The 19042-nt window shown below is 72.1% G+C and carries 15 protein-coding genes; 6 read left to right on the forward strand and 9 right to left on the reverse strand.

Going from position 1 to position 19042, the window contains the following annotated elements:
- Positions 1 to 4 precede the first annotated feature (4 nt).
- Both EOINJALH_RS05520 and EOINJALH_RS05525 read right to left on the reverse strand, forming a co-directional pair.
- A complete protein-coding gene (locus EOINJALH_RS05520) occupies positions 5 to 1318 on the reverse strand; it encodes an ATP-binding protein (protein ID WP_234413673.1) in 1314 nt (437 codons plus the stop codon).
- On the reverse strand, positions 1318 to 2013 hold the full coding sequence (locus tag EOINJALH_RS05525; protein WP_088279331.1) for a response regulator transcription factor: 696 nt from the start codon (positions 2011 to 2013) through the stop codon (positions 1318 to 1320). Before EOINJALH_RS05525 ends, EOINJALH_RS05520 begins: the two co-directional genes overlap by 1 nt.
- A gap of 134 nt (positions 2014 to 2147) precedes the next feature.
- On the opposite strand from EOINJALH_RS05525, the gene EOINJALH_RS05530 reads away from it, so the two are divergent.
- Positions 2148 to 3959 carry an aminopeptidase P family protein gene (locus tag EOINJALH_RS05530; RefSeq protein WP_088279317.1) on the forward strand — a complete coding sequence of 604 codons (1812 nt, stop codon included), beginning with the start codon at positions 2148 to 2150 and terminating at the stop codon, positions 3957 to 3959.
- 46 nt (positions 3960 to 4005) lie between these two features.
- Here the strand turns inward: EOINJALH_RS05530 and EOINJALH_RS05535 are convergent, their stop codons facing one another.
- Together EOINJALH_RS05535 and EOINJALH_RS05540 are read right to left on the reverse strand one after the other, a co-directional pair.
- On the reverse strand, positions 4006 to 5790 hold the full coding sequence (locus tag EOINJALH_RS05535) for a methyl-accepting chemotaxis protein (RefSeq protein ID WP_088279318.1): 1785 nt from the start codon (positions 5788 to 5790) through the stop codon (positions 4006 to 4008).
- 50 nt (positions 5791 to 5840) lie between these two features.
- Entirely contained in the window at positions 5841 to 6314 is a 474-nt protein-coding gene (locus tag EOINJALH_RS05540) for a cache domain-containing protein (RefSeq protein WP_404872736.1), read from the reverse strand.
- A 183-nt stretch (positions 6315 to 6497) separates the two neighbouring features.
- Between EOINJALH_RS05540 and EOINJALH_RS05545 the strand changes: the two genes are divergently transcribed.
- The gene (locus tag EOINJALH_RS05545) at positions 6498 to 7445 is read left to right on the forward strand and encodes an ROK family protein (RefSeq protein ID WP_088279319.1); all 948 of its coding nucleotides are present in this window, start codon (positions 6498 to 6500) and stop codon (positions 7443 to 7445) included.
- Complete coding sequence (locus EOINJALH_RS05550; protein ID WP_088279320.1) at positions 7442 to 7744, forward strand: hypothetical protein; 303 nt, start codon at positions 7442 to 7444, stop codon at positions 7742 to 7744. The genes EOINJALH_RS05545 and EOINJALH_RS05550 overlap by 4 nt, the downstream gene beginning before the upstream one ends.
- Here the strand turns inward: EOINJALH_RS05550 and EOINJALH_RS05555 are convergent.
- From EOINJALH_RS05555 to EOINJALH_RS05565, 3 genes are all read right to left on the reverse strand, one after another.
- Positions 7707 to 8498: a LytTR family DNA-binding domain-containing protein gene (locus EOINJALH_RS05555; protein WP_088279321.1), complete on the reverse strand. Its 792-nt coding sequence runs from the start codon at positions 8496 to 8498 to the stop codon at positions 7707 to 7709. The genes EOINJALH_RS05550 and EOINJALH_RS05555 overlap by 38 nt on opposite strands.
- Positions 8495 to 9640, reverse strand: a complete 1146-nt coding sequence (locus EOINJALH_RS05560; RefSeq protein ID WP_094777461.1) for a sensor histidine kinase — start codon at positions 9638 to 9640, stop codon at positions 8495 to 8497. Before EOINJALH_RS05560 ends, EOINJALH_RS05555 begins: the two co-directional genes overlap by 4 nt.
- A 180-nt stretch (positions 9641 to 9820) precedes the next feature.
- Positions 9821 to 12433 carry a zinc-dependent metalloprotease gene (locus EOINJALH_RS05565; RefSeq protein ID WP_234413674.1) on the reverse strand — a complete coding sequence of 871 codons (2613 nt, stop codon included), beginning with the start codon at positions 12431 to 12433 and terminating at the stop codon, positions 9821 to 9823.
- Positions 12434 to 12809: 376 nt separating this feature from the next.
- On the opposite strand from EOINJALH_RS05565, the gene EOINJALH_RS05570 reads away from it, so the two are divergent.
- Positions 12810 to 13400: a GNAT family N-acetyltransferase gene (locus EOINJALH_RS05570; RefSeq protein ID WP_088279323.1), complete on the forward strand. Its 591-nt coding sequence runs from the start codon at positions 12810 to 12812 to the stop codon at positions 13398 to 13400.
- A 39-nt stretch (positions 13401 to 13439) separates the two neighbouring features.
- On the opposite strand, the gene ettA is transcribed toward EOINJALH_RS05570, so the two are convergent.
- Complete coding sequence (gene ettA / locus EOINJALH_RS05575) at positions 13440 to 15104, reverse strand: energy-dependent translational throttle protein EttA (protein WP_088279324.1); 1665 nt, start codon at positions 15102 to 15104, stop codon at positions 13440 to 13442.
- A gap of 90 nt (positions 15105 to 15194) precedes the next feature.
- Entirely contained in the window at positions 15195 to 17012 is a 1818-nt protein-coding gene (locus EOINJALH_RS05580; protein ID WP_144289875.1) for a response regulator, read from the reverse strand.
- A 163-nt stretch (positions 17013 to 17175) separates the two neighbouring features.
- On the opposite strand from EOINJALH_RS05580, the gene EOINJALH_RS05585 reads away from it, so the two are divergent.
- Together EOINJALH_RS05585 and EOINJALH_RS05590 are read left to right on the forward strand one after the other, a co-directional pair.
- Positions 17176 to 17580 carry a hypothetical protein gene (locus EOINJALH_RS05585; protein ID WP_088279326.1) on the forward strand — a complete coding sequence of 135 codons (405 nt, stop codon included), beginning with the start codon at positions 17176 to 17178 and terminating at the stop codon, positions 17578 to 17580.
- Positions 17581 to 17808: 228 nt separating this feature from the next.
- Positions 17809 to 19042 (forward strand): DEAD/DEAH box helicase (locus EOINJALH_RS05590; protein ID WP_088279327.1); only part of this gene is annotated, 1234 nt, incomplete at its 3' end.

Below are 19042 nucleotides of genomic sequence, written 5' to 3' on the forward strand. Positions count from 1 at the left end.
CGCGTCAGCCGCAGCGCGTCAGCCGCAGCGCCACGCGCAGGCCGCCGGCGGGCGACCGATCGAGCTGCAGGCTGCCGCCATGGCGCCGCGCGATCGACTGCGCGATGGCCAGGCCCAGGCCGCTGCCGGTGGCTTCGCCGGCGCCGTTGCCGCGCACGAAGCGGTCGAAGACGCGCTCGCGCTCCCCGGGGGCGATGCCGGGGCCGCTGTCGTCCACGCGCAGCAGCGCATGGCCGTGGCCATCGGCCTGCAGGCTCAGGCCCACTTGACCTCCGGCCGGCGTGTAGCGCACCGCGTTGTCCACCAGGTTGCGCACCATCACCGCCAGCGCGGCGGCGTCGCCCGGCACACGAAGGGTGTCGTCGGCGTGCAGCGACAGCGTGGTGCCCTTGGCCTCGGCCAGCGGCGCGGCGTCGGCCAGCACGCGCCGCAGCACATCGGCCAGCACCACCGGCACCAGCGGCTCGGCGGGTGCGCCGGGCTCGTGCCGCGCCAGCGCGAGCAACTGCTCGACCAGGTGCGCCGCGCGGTCGACCCCGCTCACCAGCGATTCGATGGCCTGCGCGCGCGCCGCCTCGTCGCCGGCGCGGCGCACCAGCTGGGCCTGCAGCTTCAGGGCGGTGAGCGGTGAGCGAAGCTCGTGGGCGGCATCGGCGACGAAGGCGCGCTGCCCCGACATGGCCTCGGACAGGCGCGCCAGCAGGGCGTTGAGCGACTGCACCAGCGGCGCCACCTCGTCGGGCAGGTGGTCGGCGGGCAAGGGCTGCAGTGTCGACACATCTCGCGCGCGCACCTCGGACGCCACGCGCGACAGCGGCTTCAGCGACGAGGCGATCAGCCACCACAGCAGCGCGGCCATCAGCGGCGCCGACACCGCCAGTGGCAGCACGCTGCGCAGCGCCGCGTCGGCGGCCAAGCGCTGGCGGATGCGCACCGGCTGCGCCACCTGGATGACGCGGCCGCGCGCGGCCACGCCGAAGGTGCGCCAGCGCTCGCCGTCCACCGTGGCCTCGGCCAGGCCGAGCACGGTGCGCGTGGGCAGGTTGCGGTGCACGCGAGAGGCATAGACACCGCGGCCGTCGATGCTCCAGATCTGGATGACGAAATCGAGGTCCTCGTCGTTCAGCGCGGCGGCGCTGTCGCGCGGGATCTCGCCCTGGTCTCGCAGCGACAGCGCCATCTGCCGCAACTGGTAGTCGAACATGTCCTCGAAGCCGGACAGCTGGTTGCGATAGGTGATGGCGCCCACCAGCCCAGCCACCAGCGCCAGCGCGGCCAGCAGCGACAGCATCAGCCGCGTGCGGATCGACGACACCATCAGCCGCTGGCGCCGGGCTTGCGCAGGAAGTAGCCCACGCCGCGCATGCTCTGGATGAACTCGGCCCCGAGCTTCTTGCGCAGCTGGTGGATGTAGACCGGCACGGCGTTGCTCTCGACGGCATCGCCCCAGCCGTAGAGCCGGTCTTCCAGCTGGGCCCGCGACAGCACCGCGCCGGGCCGCTGCATCAGCGCCTCGAGCACGGCAAATTCGCGCGCCGACAGCAGCAGCGGCTCGCCGTCGCGGCTGACCTCGCGTGTGGCGGGGTCGAGCCGCACGCCGGCGTGCACCAGGGCCGTGTCGGCGCGGCCGGTGAGCCGCCGCGTGACGGCGCGGATGCGGGCCAGCAGTTCGTCCAGGTCGAAGGGCTTGACGAGGTAGTCGTCGGCGCCGGCATCGAGCCCGGCGACGCGGTCGCCCACCGCGTCGCGGGCGGTGAGCACGATCACCGGCGTGGGGTCGCCGCGGGCGCGCAGCTCGCGCACCAGCGTCAGGCCGGCGGCGGCGCGCGCGGGCTGGCCGGCGGCCTCGGGCAGGCCGAGGTCGAGCAGCACGGTGTCGAAGCGCTCGGTGGCCAGCGCTGCGCGCCCGGCCGCGAGGTCGTACACCCAGTCGACGGCATGGCCCTCCAGCCGCAGCGCCTGGCGCAGGCTGTCGCCGATCATGCGGTCGTCTTCCACCAGCAGCAATCGCATGGCGCCGAGCATACCCGGGCCGCGCGAGGTGGGTCGCGCCGGATGGGCAGCAGCAGGCGCCACCCCCTCCTAGAATCGACCTCCCCCACCACTGGCACGGGCCGCACGGCCCGCCGCCACCCCGGAGCCCGCCCATGGACACCCGAGTGCACCCCGCCCGTGAACGCCTGCTGCACGTGCGCGAGGCCCTGGCCCGCCACGGCGTGCAGGCACTGCTCGTGCCGTCGGCCGACCCGCACCTGTCGGAATACCTGCCCGGCCATTGGGCCGGGCGCGAGTGGCTGTCGGGCTTCACCGGCTCGGTGGGCACGCTGGCCGTCAGCGCCGAGTCGGCCGCCCTCTTCGCCGACAGCCGCTACTGGGTGCAGGCCGAGCGCGAGCTGGACGGCAGCGGCATCGAGCTGGTGCGCATCCCCACGGCCGCGGCCACCCACCACATCGACTGGCTGGTGCGCCAGGTGCCGCGCGGCGGCAGCGTGGCGGTGGACGGCCAGGTGCTGGGCCTGGCGGCGGCCCAGCAGTTGCGCGGCGCGCTCGACAGCGCCGGCGTGGCGCTGCGCACCGACCTGGATCTGCTGGCCGAGGTGTGGCCCGACCGCCCCGCATTGCCCGCGGCCCGCGTGTACGCGCACGCCTCGCCGCAGGTGGTGCAGTCTCGCAGCGCGCGGCTGTCGCAGGTGCGCGAGGCGATGGCGCGGCATGGCGCCACGCACCACTTCGTGTCCACCGTCGACGACGCCGCCTGGATCACCGCGCTGCGCGGTGCCGACGTCGACTACAACCCGGTCTTCCTGTCGCACCTGCTGCTGACGCTGTCGGGCGCCACGCTGTTCGTCGGCGGCGGCAAGGTGCCGGCCGGCCTGGCCGGCGAACTGGCCGCCGACGGCGTGGCGCTGGCCGACTACGGCCAGGCCGCCGCCGCGCTGGCGGCGCTGCCCTCGGGCAGCGTGCTGCTGGTCGACCCCAAGCGCATCACGCTGGGCTTCCGGCAGTGCGTGGCGGCGGGCGTGCGCGTGGTGGAGGCCATCAACCCGAGCACGCTGCTCAAGAGCCGCAAGGGCGGCGCCGAGGCGGCCTTCATCCGCGAGGCGATGATCGAAGATGGCGCGGCCATGTGCGCGTTCTATGCGTGGTTCGAGGCCGCGCTGGCCCGTGGCGAGCGGATCAGCGAGCTGACGGTGGACGAGCGCCTGTCGGCCGAGCGCGCGAAGCGGCCCGGCTTCGTGGGCCTGAGCTTTTCCACCATCGCCGGCTTCAACGGCAACGGCGCGCTGCCGCACTACCGCGCCACGCCCGAGTCCTACGCCTGGATCGAGGGCGACGGCCTGCTGCTGATCGATTCGGGCGGCCAGTACCTGGGCGGCACCACCGACATCACGCGCGTGTGGCCGATCGGCACGGTCGGCAATGCCCATCGGCGCGACTTCACGCTGGTGCTCAAAGCCACGATGGCGCTGTCGCGCACGCGCTTCCCGCGCGGCACGCCGGGGCCGATGCTCGACGCCATCGCGCGGGCGCCGCTGTGGGCCGAGGGCCTGGACTACGGCCACGGCACCGGCCACGGCGTGGGTTATTTCCTCAATGTGCACGAGGGCCCGCAGACCATCAGCAAGGCCATCCCCGAGCCGGTGATGGCGATGGAGCCGGGCATGGTCACCTCGATCGAGCCGGGCCTGTACCGGCCGGCGCAGTGGGGCATCCGCATCGAGAACCTGGTGCTCAACGTGCCGGTGGCCACGGCCGAGAACGATGCCTTCGGCGCGATGCTGGATTTCGAGACGCTCACGCTGTGCCCGATCGACACCCGCTGCATCGAGCGCGACCTGCTGCGCGACGACGAGGTGGCCTGGCTGAACGCCTACCACGCCATGGTGCGCGAACGCCTCGCGCCGCGGGTAGCGGGCGAGGCGCTGGCCTGGCTGGAGCGGCGCACGCACCCGCTCTAGACGGCGGCGCGAGCGGCGGTGGCCGCGCGGCGCTGCCGCGTGGCCGTCAGAAGGTTTCCCAATCGCCGCTGTCGGCGCTGGCGGCTGCGGTCGAGGCGGGCGCCGGCGTCGCAGCGGGCCGCGGGGGTGCCTGCGTGTCGGTGCCGCGCGGTGCGGCGGGCCGGGTGGCCGCCTTGGGCGGCGTGGCGGGTCGGGTCGTGGCGGCTCGGGTCATGGAGGACTTCGGCGGCGGGGCCTTCGGGCGTGCGGCCGGTGCCGCCACGGCGGTCGACTGGCCCGCCTGGTGGCCCGCCAGGTGGCCCAGGTCGAAGGCCGAAACCATGTGGGCCAGGCGGGCGGCCTCGTCGCGCAGGCTCTCGGCGGCAGCGGCGCTCTGCTCCACCAGCGCGGCGTTGCGCTGCGTCATCTGGTCGAGCTGCACCACGGCGCCATTGACCTGGCCGAGGCCCTGGCTCTGCTCGCTGGTGGCGGCGGAGATCTCGCCGATCACGTCGGTCACGCGCTGCACGCTGGCCACGATCTCGACCATGGTGGCACCGGCGTCCTGCACCAGGCGCGCCCCGGCTTCCACCTTGCCCACGCTGGCGCCGATCAGGCTCTTGATCTCGCGCGCCGCCTCGGCGCTGCGCTGGGCCAGCGAGCGCACCTCGCCGGCCACCACGGCAAAGCCGCGGCCCTGCTCGCCGGCGCGGGCCGCCTCGACGGCGGCGTTCAGCGCCAGGATGTTGGTCTGGAAGGCGATGCCGTCGATCACGCCGATGATGTCGGCGATCTTCTTGGAGCTGGCGTTGATCTCGTCCATCGTGTGCACCACCTGCGACACGACCTCGCCGCCGCGCTGCGCCACCTGCGCGGCGCTGGACGCCAGTTGGTTGGCCGTGGCCGCGGCATCGGCGCTCTGGCGCACGGTGCCGGTCAGCTGCTCCATCGAGCTGGCGGTCTGCTGCAGGCTGCTGGCGGTCTGTTCGGTGCGCTGGCTCAGGTCCTGGTTGCCCGAGGCGATCTCGGACGACGCCGAGCCGATCGACACCGACGCCTGCTGCACGCCGCGCAGGGTGTCGCGCAGTTGCCGCACCATCGAGCCGAGCGCGCGCATCAGGTCGCCCAGTTCGTCGCTGGCGTCGCTGTGCGGCTGCTCGTCGAGCCGCCCTTCGGCCACGCGCTGCGCGGCGCGCGAACCCGCCGCCACGTCGGCCACCAGGCGGCGCTGGATGGCCCAGGCAAAGGCCAGCGAGCCGGCGGTGGCCAGCAGCCCCACCAGGCCGATCGCCAGCGCGATGCGGTCGGCTTCGGTCTGCAAGGCCGTGGCCTGCGCCGTGGCGTGCCGCTGGCTGGACTGCTGCAGGTCGGCCAGCAAGCTGCCGACGGTCTTGAAGTTGGCGTCGGCACCCTGCATCGCGGCCACGCCGGTGTTGGGGTCGACGGTGGCCAGGTCGATGGCGTTGTCGGCGTCCTTCTTGTACTTGCCCAACAGGTCGATCAGGCGGTTGAAGCCGGCGCGTTCGTCGTCGGGGGTGCCGGCTTCGGCGGCATGCGCCTTGAAGTGGTCGACCAGCCCGTTCAGGTCCTTGGTCTGCTGCTCGAGCAGGGCCTTCACGGCCTTGTCGTCCATCGACGAGACGATGGCCATCGAGCGGTACAGCCGGGTGTGCGCCGTCGCCAACGTGGCCTGGTGGGCGGCCAGCGACTGCTGATCGTCGCGGGCCGCGGCCTGGGCCGCCGCTACGCGCTCGAGGGACCAGTGAGAGCCCCACAGGGACGCGCCGAGCACGGCCACCAGCAAGGCACCGCTCACCACGGGTGCCAGCATGAGTTTCAGACGCAGTTTCATCGGGGCCTTCCTGGGCGAGCGGACGCGGCGCTGGACGCGTCTAAATCGGGTTACTTGTAGACGCCGCCGCACACGGCGGTGTCTTCGACCTTCTCGCAGTACATGCTCTTCGGCTCGATCTTCTTGGTCACCGGGTTGGTGAACTTGTAGTCCTGCCAGAAGCTGCCCTTCGATTGCGCCAGTTCCACCCGTTCCTTGACGAAGGCCTTGCCGTCCACGTCCTTCAGGTCGATCAGGTTCTTGCCGATCATCTTCTCGTTGGCGCCGTGCGCACGCACCGTGCCGTCCAGGGCATAGACCACCAGGTACAGGTCGCGGTCGGTGAACTGGCCCTGCTTGTTGCTGATCTCGGCATAGCCCTTGTCCTTGCCGTTGGCCTTGATGAAGGCCACGCCCTTCTTGACCATGGCGGTGGCCTCGGTCGTGGTGGCGTTGCCGGCGGCCTGGGCCATGGTGGCGGCCAGGCCCAGGGAGGCCAGGGCCACGGCAGCCGCCAGGCAATGGAAGCGGATCGAGAGGTTCATGTGCGGGTCTCCGAAAGGGTGTCAACGGATATCGAGCCCTTGGCGCCGAACTTGAGACCACCGCCCGACGCAGGAGGGCCGTGGTCGTGATTCTTCGGCGGCGACCGGCGGCGCCAAGGCCGGATCAGCGGCACGCGGACCCGCCAGTTCGTCGCCGTCGACCGACCTGCTAGCCTTCCGGCCATGAGCACCGACCACCCCACGACGCCCAGCGCGGCCATCGGCATCGACCTGGGCGGCACCAAGATCGAGGCCGTGGTGCTCGACCCCGCCGGACAGGTGGCCTGGGGCCGGCGCATCGCCTCGCCGTCGCAGCGCTACGACACCCTGGTCGAGGCCATCGCCGGCCTGGCCGAGGCCGCGCTGGCTTCGCCCGTGGGGGCTGGCGCCACCATCGGCCTGGGCACCCCCGGCAGCCTGACGCCCGAGGGCCTGGTGAAGAACGCCAACACCACCTGCCTGAACGGCCGCCCGCTGCAGCGCGACCTGAGCGCGCGCCTGGGCCGGCCGGTGCGGGTGGCCAACGATGCCAACTGCCTGGCGCTGTCCGAAGCCACCGACGGCGCCGGGGCCGGCGCGGGCGTGGTCTTCGCCGCCATCCTGGGCACCGGCACCGGTGCCGGCATCGCCGTGGACGGCCGCGTGCTCACCGGGCCCAACGGCCTGGCTGGCGAGTGGGGCCACAACCCCTTGCCCTGGCGCCAGCCCGACGATCCCTGGCCGGCCTGCTACTGCGGCCAGTCGGGCTGCATCGAGGCGCTGGTCAGCGGCCCCGCACTGGCGCGCGACCATGCCCAGCGCACCGGCGCGTCGCTCACCGCGGAGGCCGTGGCCCAGGCCGCGCGGCAGGGCGACGCCGCGTGCACCGAGACGCTGGCGCGCTGGCACCACCGGCTGGCGCGCGCTCTGGCGCAGGTGATCAACACGCTCGACCCCGACGTGATCGTGCTTGGCGGTGGCCTGTCGCGCATCGACAGCGTCTACCGCGAGGTGCCGGCGCTGTGGGACCGCTGGGTCTTCTCCGGCGGCCTGAAAGACCCCGTGCGCACGCCGCTGCGGCCGGCCCGGCATGGTGACGCCTCGGGCGTGCGCGGTGCCGCCTGGCTCTGGAAAGGAACGTTCCCGCGATGACCCCCGACGAACTCGACACCGCGCTGGACCAGCTGCGCGCCGGCCGCGCCGACGTGGCCCGGCTGGCCGCCGACCTGCGCGCCACCGCGGCCGACTGGCCCGGTCTGCCGGCGCGCTATGGGCAGGTGCTGGAGCACCTGCTGGCACCGCTGGAATCGAGCGCGCTGTTCCAGGAGGAGAGCTGTTCGTTCAGCGCCGCCGACCTGGCCGACCAGCTGGCGCAGTGGCTGCGGCTGGCCGAGGCGGCAGCGCCGCGGCCCGCTACATCTGCCGGAACAGGTGCAGGTAGCTGCGGCTGACCGGCAGGGTCTCGGGGCGGCCCACCAGGTGCAGGTCGGCCGTCTCGTTGGGACCGCGCGTCACCTGCTCCACCTGCCGCAGGTTGACGATCACCGAGCGGTGCACCTGCACGAAGCACGACGGGTCGAGCTCGTCCACCAGCTCTCGGATGGGCTTGCGGATCAGCGCCTCGCCGCCGGTCCAGGCCACCAGGGTGTACTTCTCGTCCGAGCGCAGGTAGGCCACCTGGTCCACCGGGATCAGGCGCAGCGTCGAACCCACCGAGGCCTTGATCCACTGCAGCCAGGGCGCGCCGGTGGCCTGCACGCGCAACTGGCGCGCCACGCGCTCGAGCACCGCGTCCAGGCGGCCGGCCTCGGCCGGGTCGGCCGCGGCGCCGGGCTCGGCGGCCAGCCGCTGCTGCAGCCGCGACACGGTGGCCTCGAGCCGGCCGGGCTCGAAGGGCTTGACGAGATAGTCGACCGCCCCCTGCTCGAAGGCCTGCACCGCGTATTGCTCGTAGGCGGTGACGAACACGGTGAGCGCCCGCCCGGCGATCGCGCGGCCGGCCTCGATGCCGTTCATGCCGGGCATGTGCACGTCCAGGAACACCACCTGCGGCGCCTCGCGCTCGAACAGTTCCACCGCCTCGCGGCCATTGCGTGCCTGCGCCACCACCCGCAGCGCCGGCCACAGCCGGGCCAGGTGGGTCTGCAGGTGCTCGCGCAGCAGCGGCTCGTCGTCGACGATCATCGCGGTGGCGTCGGGGCTCATCGGCGGGTCTCCTCGGCGGGCAGGACGATCTCGGCGCGCACGCCGTGCGGGGCCTGCGGCTGCAGATCGACCCGCGCGGCCGCGCCGTACACGCCCTGCAGCCGCGCGCGCAGGTTGGCCAGTCCGGTGCCGGCGCTGGGCACCGGCGCGGCACCGGGCACCGCCGCCGGGCCGACCGCTGGTGGCCGCCGTGCCGACAGGCCGACGCCGGTGTCGGCCACCCACAGCCGCAGGCCGCCGCCGGGCTCGGCCCGGGCGCCGACCTCGATCTCGCCACCGTCCTCGGCCGGGTCCACGCCATGGCGCACGGCGTTCTCCACCAGCGTCAGCAAGGCCATCGCCGGCACGCGGCGCGAATCGAGCCCGTCCGCCACGTCCAGGCGCCAGCGCAGGCGGTCGGGCATGCGCAGGTGCATCAGCTCGAGGTAGGCGCGCACGAGGGCCAGTTCGTTGGCGAGCGTTGGCAGGCCGCCGTCTTCGTGCAGCCGCGGCAGCGCGGCGCGCAGGTAGGCGATCAGGCTGCGCAGCACCTCGGGCGCGCGCGGCGAGCCGGTCTCGACCAGCGCCTGCACGTTGGCCAGCGTGTTGAACAGGAAGTGCGGCTCCACCTGTGCCGTCATCACCGCCAGCCGCGCGTCGAGCGCCTGCCGCGCCTGCTGGCTGCGCTGCAGTTCGAGTTGCAACGCCAGCGTGCGGGCCTCGGCCTCGCGCTCGCGCACCTGGGCGCCGAGCGCCAGCACCAGGCCGACGATCAGCGCGCTGCCGGCGATGTACAGGAAACCCGCCACCCGGCCCGGGTTCTGCACGATGGCGCCCACATCGCCGCCGGTGGACATCAGGTAGACCAGCGAGGTGGCCAGCGGCGCCATCAGCCCCACCGCCAGCGCCTGCGCCAGCCAGCGCGGCAGCAGCGCCTGGTGCCAGTGCCCCGCCACCGTGAAAGCCAGCAGCAACAGCAGCGCGACGAACACGGTGCGGCCGAAGACCACCACGAAGGGCGGCGCGAAGATCGGGTTGAGCAGCACCGCCACCACCAGCGCCAGGCCGATGGCCCAGGCCACGCGGGCAGCGCTCAGCGAGCGCAGGCTGCCCGACGAGCCCTGGCCGGGCTCGGGCATCGATGGGGCCTGCGACGGCGTCATGGCCGCACGATAGCGGGCCGCGGCGCGCGTTCCAAGGGCCCGACGCCGGGTTTGCGACGAACGACGGCCGGCACGCCGCGGACGGCGGTGGCGCGGGCCGACACGCCGCGAACGGCGGTGGCGCGCGCCGCGCGGCAGCGTCTGGCCGGCGCCTGCCGACCCAGGCTCAACGCCCGGCGGTCACACCCCGGCGCGCTGCAGCGTGGCCGCCAGCGCGCTGCGCAGCGTGTCGGCGCTGTCCTGCAGGTGGCGACGGCTGTCGGCGCCCAGGTCGGTGCGGCGCTGCGCCTTGTCGAGGCGGGCGAGCAGGCCGGTGGCCTGTGCGCGCACCAGGCCGCGGGCGTCGGCGCGCGTCAATGCGCCGGGCCGCAGCACCAGCGTGGACAGGCGGTTGACATGCTCGCGCTGCAGTTCGCGGCGCGGCGCGGGGATGTCGCCACGGCCCTGCAGTTCGGACCACACCTCGGACTCGACGCGTTCGTACAGCTCGGCCAGGCTCAGCGCGTCGGCCGCAGAAGCGACCAGCCCGGCGCTGTCCAGCATGCGCGAGGCGAGCGTGTCGCTCATCAGCTGGCCCAGCACCACCTGCCGCAGGCTGTGCACGTTCTGCGCCAGCGGCGGCTCGTTGGCGACACCGGCGCCGGCGAACACTGCGTCGGTGCGCTCCAGGAAATCGGGCGCCAGCCGGCGCTGCAAGGCCGGCGAGACGACGAAGCTGTCGGCCGCCAGCACGTGCCGGGCCAGCAGGTCCAGCGCCGCGCGTTGGCGCCCCCCCTCGACCGGCTCGATCGGGTCGCGCCCGGTGTTCGGGAAATCGCGCAGCATCCGCACGCCGCCGATCTGGCGCAGCATCGTGCCGGCCGCGCGACCGGCGTCGCGCAGCGCGTAGTTCAGCACCCGGCGCACGCTGCTCCAGTCCTGGTCGGGCGCGGCCTGGCGCGACTCCTGCCGCTTGAACAGGTCCTGCTCGATCTCGAAGCGCTTGCGCGCAAAGGCGATGGGGTCGTTGCCCAGGTCGAACTGCAGCGCGTCGGGGTCGACGCCGAAGAAGTTGTCCTCGTCGGTGCCGTAGGCCAGCTCGGGCTCGGCGCTGCGCGCGGCCAGGCGAGCCAGTTCGGCCGCCTCGTCGGCCGGGGCCAGCGGCTTGTAGGCGTACTCGATGGCCCAGTAGTCGTAGGCGCCCAGCGTGGTCTGGAAGGCGGCCGGCCGCGCGTCGCCCGGGCGCGGCAGGTTGATCGGCGCGTACTCCATCACCGAGCCGGTGAGCGCGTTGCCGCGGGTGAACTCGGGGTCGGACAACTGGGCGTCGGAGTAGATGCGCGAGGCGCGGAAGTTGTGCCGCAGGCCCAGCGTGTGGCCGACCTCGTGCATCGTCACATCCTTCATGTAGGCCTGCACGAACTGCTCGGCCTCCGGCCCGGCGGGGTCGAGTTCGCCCTGCGCGGCCAGCACCTCGAGGCCGTAGCCCAGTTGTTCGGCAGCGAAGTCGCCATGGTCGCAGGCCATCGGGTCGTGCACATGCGCCGCGGCCGGGCCGCCGCTGGGGCCGCTGGTGCCGGCGACCTCGGCCGACGCCGCATCGCCCAGCTGCATCAGCCGCGCCCACTCGGCCGTGGCGGCGGGGCCCTGCGTGCTGCTGCCCAGGATGCGGGCGCGCGCGGTGCGCAGGTTGCGCGAGGACAGGCTCTCGAAGGCGATGTCGGCGTCGATGATCTCGCCGGTGCGCGGGTCGACATGCCGAGGCCCGATGGCGCCGAACTGCGGGCTCTGGTTGACCATCCAGCGCACCGAGGCCACACCGAAGTCGAGCGTGTCGAAATCGGCGTCCTCGGGCTGCACCTTCACGACCACGGCGTCCTTGAAGCCGATCTTCTCGAAGGCCTTGTTCCATTCGAGGATGCCGGCGGTGATCGCGTCGCGGTACTTCAGCGGCACGGTGCGGTCGATCCAGTAGGTGATGGGCAGCACCGGCTCGGACAGCGCGGCCGACGGGTCCTTCTTCTCGAGGCGCCAGCGGGCGATGTGCCGCACCCGCGGCGTGCGAGCGAGGTCGTCGCTGAAGTCGCTGAAGATGTGCGCGAAGTGGCCCACGCGCGGGTCGGCCCGGCGCGGCACCATCGGCTGCTCGGGCAGGCGGGCCAGCGAGTAGTGCAGCTTGAAGAACATGCTGCGCGCATCGGGCAGCGTGTCGGGGGCGCTGGGCACCGGTGCCCCCGGCGGGGCGCCGGGGCCCGGCACCGACAGCGCGCCCACGGCATAGTGGCTCAGCACTTCGATGGCCACCATGTCGGGCTTGCCGCGCACGTTGAGGATGGCTGAGTTGCGGCCGTCCAGCCCGTAGCCCTGGCGGTAGGTGCGGCCGAGCGTGGCGCCGATGGCCAGCATGTCGTTGACGAACAGCGGCGAGGCATCCACCAGCACCGACTTGCGCTCGGGGTGGGGCGCGCTGGCCACGCCGGTGGCGGCCAACAGGCTGGGCGAGTAAGAGGCTTCGATGGCGCGGGCCAGCGGCGTGCCGGCCTTGGCCTCGAAGCCCGTGTTCACCGCCAGCATCTGCACCACGTTGTGCAGCCGGCGGAACTTCACCACCTGCGGCTTGGCCATCATGCCGCCGAACAGTCCGTTCTCGCCGATGCCGCTGGCCATCTTGGGCGACAGGAAGAAGCGGCGATCGAAATCGGCCGGGGTCAGCTCGAGCCAGACCTTCTCGTCCTTCTGGTACATCGTGACCAGGCCGTCGATCTTCTTGGCGTCCTTGATGACGGTGGCGAAGGCCGGCGGCTGGCCCGGCACGGGTGCGGCAGCGGGCGCCGAAGCGCCCGGGGCCGGGCGCGCGGCCGCAGCCCCGGGCCCACGCGCGGCAGCCGCGGCCACCGCCGCGGCATGGCCCGGTGGCATCGCCGCCGGCGCGGACGCGGACGCGGCCGGCCCCGCCGGTCCCCCGGGTGTGGCACAGCCGGCGAGCGCCAGCAGGGCCAGCAACGGCAACAGGTGCAAAGGGGAACGAGCGGAAGGCATCAAGGGCATGGGGTGGTCGCGTGAGGTCCGGCCCGCGGCCGGAAGGACAAAGGTGGACTGCTGCTGCACCCGCGGGTTCCTCAGGTGGAACCCGGGCGCGTGCATTCGTCGACATGCCAGCCTACCATCGGCGGCGGAAGGAGTGCGCCCGATGCCGATGACCCCCTCGATCCGACTGGCCCGCCCCGACGACGCGGCGCGCATCGCCGAGCTGTACGGCCCCTCGGTGACCGACCGCCCCACCTCGTTCGAACTGCAGCCGCCCGATGCCACGGAGATGGCCGCCCGCATCGACAAGGTGCTGCGCCAGTGGCCCTGGCTGGTGTGGTGCGACAGCGCCGGCGTGCAGGGCTACGCGTACGCCAGCGCCTATGCCGAGCGCATCTGCTACCAGTGGTCGGTCACGGTGTCGGTGTACGTGGCCGACGGCCTGCAGCGCGGCGGCGTGGGCCGGGCGCTCTACACGCGGCTGTTCGAGATCCTGCGGCGACAAGGCGCCGTGAACGCCTTCGCCGGCATCACGCTGCCCAACGACGCCAGCGTGGGCCTGCACCGCTCGATGGGGTTCGAGCCGGTGGGCGTGTACCCGCGCGCCGGCTACAAGCTCGGCGCCTGGCACGACGTGGCCTGGATGGGCCTGGCGCTGCGCCTGCCGACGCCGGGCGAGGTGCCCGAGCCGCCGCGCGCGCTGCCGGCACTGGCCGCCGAGGGCGCCCTGGACAGCGCCCTGACGGCACCCTGAAGGCGCACCGGACAGACCACGCGCCGGACGACCCGTCCCTTACTTGAGCGCCTTGAAGCGCAGGCGGTGCGGCTTGGCGCCTTCTTCGCCGAGGCGCTTCTTCTTGTCGGCCTCGTACTCCTGGTAGTTGCCGTCGTAGAAGAACCACTGCGAATCGCCCTCGCAGGCCAGGATGTGGGTGCAGATGCGGTCGAGGAACCAGCGATCGTGGCTGATCACCATGGCCGAGCCGGCGAACTCGAGCAGCGCCTCTTCGAGCGCGCGCAGGGTTTCCACGTCGAGGTCGTTCGACGGTTCGTCGAGCATCAGCACGTTGCCGCCCTGGGCCAGGGTCTTGGCCAGGTGCAGGCGGCCGCGCTCGCCGCCGGACAGCGAGCCGACCATCTTCTGCTGGTCGTTGCCCTTGAAGTTGAAGCGGCCGATGTAGGCCCGCGACGGCATCACGAACTTGCCGACGACGATGTTGTCCAGGCCGCCGGAGACGTCCTGCCACACGGTCTTGTCGTCCGCCAGGCTCTGGCGGCTCTGGTCGACGAAGGCCAGCTGCGCGGTCTTGCCGATCGCCACCTCGCCCGAATCGGGCTTCTCCACTCCCTGGATCATGCGGAACAGCGTGGACTTGCCGGCGCCGTTGGGGCCGATGATGCCGACGATGGCGCCGGGCGGCACCTTGAAGCTGAGGTTGTCCATCAGCAGGCGGTCACCGAAGCTCTTGCTGACGTTCTTGAACTCGATGACCTCGTTGCCCAGGCGCTCGGCCACCGGGATGAAGATCTCGTTGGTCTCGTTGCGCTTCTGGTACTCGACGTCGCTCAGTTCCTCGAAGCGCGCCAGGCGGGCCTTGCTCTTGGTCTGGCGGGCCTTGGAGTTGGAGCGCACCCACTTCAGCTCCTCCTTCATGGCCTTCATGCGCGCGTCTTCGGTCTTCTGCTCGCTCTCGAGGCGCTTTTCCTTCTGGTCGAGCCAGTCCGAGTAGTTGCCCTTCCAGGGGATGCCCATGCCGCGGTCGAGTTCGAGGATCCACTCGGCCGCGTTGTCCAGGAAGTAGCGGTCGTGGGTGATGGCCACCACGGTCCCGGGGAAGCGCTGCAGGAACTGCTCGAGCCAGTCGACCGATTCGGCGTCCAGGTGGTTGGTGGGCTCGTCGAGCAGCAGCATGTCGGGCTTGGACAGCAGCAGGCGGCACAGCGCGACGCGGCGCTTCTCGCCGCCGGACAGCACGCCGATGTTGGCCTCCCAGGGCGGCAGGCGCAGCGCGTCGGCGGCCAGTTCGAGCTGCAGGTCGGTGTTCTCGGAGCCGGCGGCGGCGATCACCGCCTCGAGCTCGGCCTGCTCGGCGGCCAGCTTGTCGAAGTCGGCGTTCTCCTCGGCGTACTCGGCATACACCTCCTCGAGGCGCTTCTTGGCCGCCAGCACGCCGCCGATGCCCTCTTCCACCGCCTCGCGCACGGTCTGGTCGGGGTTGAGCTGCGGCTCCTGCGGCAGGTAGCCGATCTTCAGGTCGGGCATCGGGAAGGCTTCGCCCTCGAAGTCCTTGTCGAGGCCGGCCATGATCTTCAGCACGGTGGACTTGCCCGAGCCGTTGATGCCCAGCACGCCGATCTTGGCGCCGGGGAAGAACGACAGCGAGATGTTCTTGAGGATCTGGCGCTTGGGAGGAACCGTCTTGGAGACACGGTTCATCGTAAAGACGTATTGGGCCATGGTGGGTGGGGCTCGGTGGGTCTGCAGTGACCGCCAAGCCGGCGGCCTGGCGATGGGCGCGCCGCCTGGGCGGCGGCGCAAAACCCTGCATTATCCCGGAGCCTGGCGTTTCAGGTGCCGGCGCAGCACGGCGACGAGCTCGTCCTCGCGGAAGGGCTTGGCCAGGTGGTCGGTCATGCCGGCGTCCAGGCTGCGCTCGCGGTCGGCGTCCATCGCGTGGGCGGTCAGCGCCACGATGGGCACAGGGCGGCGCTGCCCGGCGCGCTCGAGCTCGCGGATGCGCCGTGCCGCCTGGAAGCCGTCGAGCACCGGCATCTGGCAGTCCATCAGCACCAGGTCGAAGCTCTCCGCGGCCACCCGTGCCACCGCCTGCTGGCCGTCGGTGACCAGTTCGGCGTCCAGGCCCAGGCGCTCCAGCGTGAGCTGCGCCACCAGGGCGTTCACCGGGTTGTCCTCCACCAGCAGCAGGCGCCCCCGCAGGCCGTGGCCCGGCCGGGTGACCGGCGCAGGCGGTGGCGCCGGGGCCTGCGCCGCGGGCAGCGCCACGCGAAAGCGGAAGGCCGCGCCGGGCCCGCCGCTGTCGATGCAATCGAGTTCGCCGCCCATGCACCGTGCCAGCTCGCGCGAGATCGTCAGCCCCAGGCCCGTGCCGCCGTGCCGGCGACGGTCGGAGCCGTCGACCTGGTGGAAGGCCTCGAAGATGGCCTCGCGCTGGTCGGCCGGCACGCCGGGGCCGCTGTCGGCGACGTCGATCTGGAAGCCGCCGGCGGCCGGCCCCACGGCCTGGCGCGCCAGCCGCACGCGCACGGCACCGGCGGCGGTGAACTTGACGGCGTTGCCGGTGAGGTTGAGCAGGATCTGGCGCAGCCGGGTCGGGTCGCCGCTGACCCAGCAGGGCCGCGGCAGCGCGATCTCGCAGTCGACGGACAGGCCCTTCTCGACCGCCGAGACGCGCGCGACCTCGACCATCGATTCCACCAGCGCCACCAGGTCGAAATCCTGCCGGGCCAGCGTCAGGTGGCCGGCCTGCATCTTGGAGAAATCGAGCACGTCGTTGATGACGCCCAGCAGGTGCTCGCCGGTGCGCTCGAGCACGCGCAGGCTGTCCGGCGGCAGTGCCCCGCCGGACCGCGGCGGATGCTGCTGGAGCAGGCGCGCCAGGCCCAGGATGCCGTGCAGCGGCGTGCGCATCTCGTGGCTCATCGTGGCCAGGAAGCGGTCCTTCACGTCGCTGTGGCGCTGCGCGAGCGCCAGCGCCTCGGCGCGCTGGGTGGCCAGCTCGTCCATCTGGAACCGGATGCGCAGCATGTCGCGGGTGTGGCGAGAGGCCTTGCCGCCCTCGTGGACCACCAGGAACAGGAACAACCCGATGCCGACGCCGACGTAGGTGGACAGGCGGTCGTCGTGGAAAAACTGCAGCACCATGGTCGGCACCATCGTCGGCAGCACCATCGCCAGCGCCGACCGCTGGCGGATGGCCAGCACGATCAGGCCGATCGAGGCCACACCCACCAGCGTGGCGATCATGATGGCCTCGAGTTCGGGGTTGTGGCGAGGCAGCAGCAGCGTGCCCAGCAGGCCGTAGGCCACGCCGTCGGCGGCCAGGGCGCGGTCGTGCCACGTCGCCCAATGCATCACGCGCCCAGGATGGCCGCGCTCGCGGTCGAAGCGACGTGTCACCGCCACCCGCCACACGCTGATCAGCACCCTGGCGGCCAGCCAGGCCAGCAGCAGCGCCTGGTCGACGTCGTGCCACAGCACCCAGCAGACCAGCCCGCCGAAGGGCACGCCCAGCCAGTTGGACACCCTGTGCCGGGTGAGCACCATTTCGGCCTGGGCCTCGGCGACCTGCCGTTCGATGGCGTCTGTCGCTGGCGCTGGACGTGGGGGCTGCTGCGGATCGGCCACGGGCAAAGACGGTCCTACCGGCGGATGAAGCGGAAGAGTCTAATCAGGCGCGGCCGGCTTGGGTGCCCCGCGCCGCAGGGATTGCGCGCAGGCCCGTCGGCGTGCACGGACTTGCATTTTCGGCAAGCGCACCCATCTTGCTCACCGTCCAAGAAAGGACCGCATGAACACCCTCACCATCGAAGCCAGCCCCTCGCTGGTGCGCACCACGCACCTGGTCTACGGCCTGCACGCGCTGGGCCTCGCGCTGGGCGCCTTCGGCGCGGCCAGCGTGCTGGGCTCTTTCCTGTTCGGCTGGCCGTCGATCATCGCCGTCATCCTCAACTACGTGAAGCGCAGCGAGGTGCGCGGCACCTGGCTCGAGTCGCACTTCACATGGCAGATCCGCACCTTCTGGTTCGCGGCCGCCTGGGCCGCGCTGGTGGCGGTGGTGTCGATCCCGCTCACGCTGGTGATCATCGGCTTCGGCACCTGGGTGCTGGGCATGGGCCTGCTGGGCGTGTGGGCCATCTACCGCATCGCCCGCGGCTGGCTGCGCCTGAACGCGCATGAGGCGATGCCGGTCTGATCGTCGGCCACGCGGCCGGGACGCCTGGGCACTGAATCGCCAGGCCGGATCGGTGCAGTCCGACCGAACGGCCTCGGCCCCGGCCGCGTAGAATGGATCGAGTGTCGTGGTCTCCAGTCAGCGCGACACGGTCGATTCCGACACCCCGAAGCCATCGCGCCTGGGACTGGTGGCCCTCCACGAGGCGACAGCAGGCGGCGAACCACGGCCCACACGGGCCCCCCATCCATGCATTTCAATGAACTCGGCCTGGCCGAGCCGCTCCTGCGCGCCGTTCGCGAACAGGGCTACGACACCCCCACCCCGATCCAGGCCCAGGCCATCCCCGTCGTCCTGAAGGGCAGCGACCTGATGGGCGGCGCCCAGACCGGCACCGGCAAGACCGCCGGCTTCACGCTGCCGATGCTGCACCGGCTGGCGCTCGAGCCCAGCAAGAAGGACGCGCGTGGCCGCGTCTGCATCCGTGCGCTGATCCTCACCCCCACCCGCGAACTCGCGGCGCAGGTGGAAGAAAGCGTGCGCACCTACGGCAAGTACATGCCGCTGACCAGCATGGTGATGTTCGGCGGCGTCGGCATGCAGCCGCAGATCAATGCGCTGCGCCGCGGCGTCGACATCCTGGTGGCCACCCCCGGCCGCCTGCTCGACCACCACCAGCAGGGCACGCTCGACCTGAGCCATGTGCAGATCTTCGTGCTCGACGAAGCCGACCGCATGCTCGACATGGGCTTCATCCACGACATCAAGAAGGTGCTGGCCATCGTGCCGGCAAAGAAGCAGAGCCTGCTGTTCTCGGCCACCTTCAGCGACGAGATCAAGACGCTGGCCGACCGCCTGCTGAACCAGCCGGTGCTGATCGAGGTGGCGCGCCGCAACCAGACCGCCGAACTCATCGACCAGAAGGTGCACCCAGTGGGCCGCGAGCGCAAGAAGGAACTGCTCGCCCACCTGATCAAGACCGGCGACTGGCACCAGGTGCTGGTGTTCACGCGCATGAAGCATGGCGCCAACCGGCTGGCCGAGTTCCTGAACAAGGAAGGCATCGGCGCGATGGCCATCCACGGCAACAAGAGCCAGGGTGCGCGCACCAAGGCGCTGGCCGAGTTCAAGACCGGCGACCTGCCGGTGCTGGTGGCCACCGACATCGCCGCCCGCGGCATCGACATCGACCAGCTGCCGCACGTCATCAACTTCGAGCTGCCCAACGTGCCCGAGGACTACGTGCACCGCATCGGCCGCACGGGCCGCGCCGGCGCGCAGGGCGAGGCCATTTCGCTGGTGTGCGTGGACGAGGACATCTTCCTGCGCGACATCGAAAAACTCATCAAGCGCAGCATCCCCAGCGAGATCGTGCCCGGCTTCGAGCCCCCGTCCGGCGAGCGCGCCGAGCCGATCGTGCTCGGCCGCATGACCATCGGTGTCGGCGGCACGCGGCGCGGCCTGGCGGTTGTTGCCCCCGCCG

It is taken from the genome of Ideonella sp. A 288 (assembly GCF_002198735.1).
In the GTDB taxonomy this organism is placed as follows: domain Bacteria; phylum Pseudomonadota; class Gammaproteobacteria; order Burkholderiales; family Burkholderiaceae_C; genus Pseudaquabacterium.

Coding starts and splice junctions, on each gene's coding strand:
- EOINJALH_RS05585 (WP_088279326.1), top strand. CDS start 17,176: ATGAACACCCTCACCATCGAAGCCAGCCCCTCGCTGGTGCGCACCACG.
- EOINJALH_RS05570 (WP_088279323.1), top strand. CDS start 12,810: ATGCCGATGACCCCCTCGATCCGACTGGCCCGCCCCGACGACGCGGCG.
- EOINJALH_RS05550 (WP_088279320.1), top strand. CDS start 7,442: ATGACCCCCGACGAACTCGACACCGCGCTGGACCAGCTGCGCGCCGGC.
- EOINJALH_RS05540 (WP_404872736.1), bottom strand. CDS start 6,314: ATGAACCTCTCGATCCGCTTCCATTGCCTGGCGGCTGCCGTGGCCCTG.
- EOINJALH_RS05535 (WP_088279318.1), bottom strand. CDS start 5,790: ATGAAACTGCGTCTGAAACTCATGCTGGCACCCGTGGTGAGCGGTGCC.
- EOINJALH_RS05560 (WP_094777461.1), bottom strand. CDS start 9,640: ATGACGCCGTCGCAGGCCCCATCGATGCCCGAGCCCGGCCAGGGCTCG.
- ettA (WP_088279324.1), bottom strand. CDS start 15,104: ATGGCCCAATACGTCTTTACGATGAACCGTGTCTCCAAGACGGTTCCT.
- EOINJALH_RS05530 (WP_088279317.1), top strand. CDS start 2,148: ATGGACACCCGAGTGCACCCCGCCCGTGAACGCCTGCTGCACGTGCGC.
- EOINJALH_RS05555 (WP_088279321.1), bottom strand. CDS start 8,498: ATGAGCCCCGACGCCACCGCGATGATCGTCGACGACGAGCCGCTGCTG.
- EOINJALH_RS05520 (WP_234413673.1), bottom strand. CDS start 1,318: ATGGTGTCGTCGATCCGCACGCGGCTGATGCTGTCGCTGCTGGCCGCG.
- EOINJALH_RS05525 (WP_088279331.1), bottom strand. CDS start 2,013: ATGCGATTGCTGCTGGTGGAAGACGACCGCATGATCGGCGACAGCCTG.
- EOINJALH_RS05545 (WP_088279319.1), top strand. CDS start 6,498: ATGAGCACCGACCACCCCACGACGCCCAGCGCGGCCATCGGCATCGAC.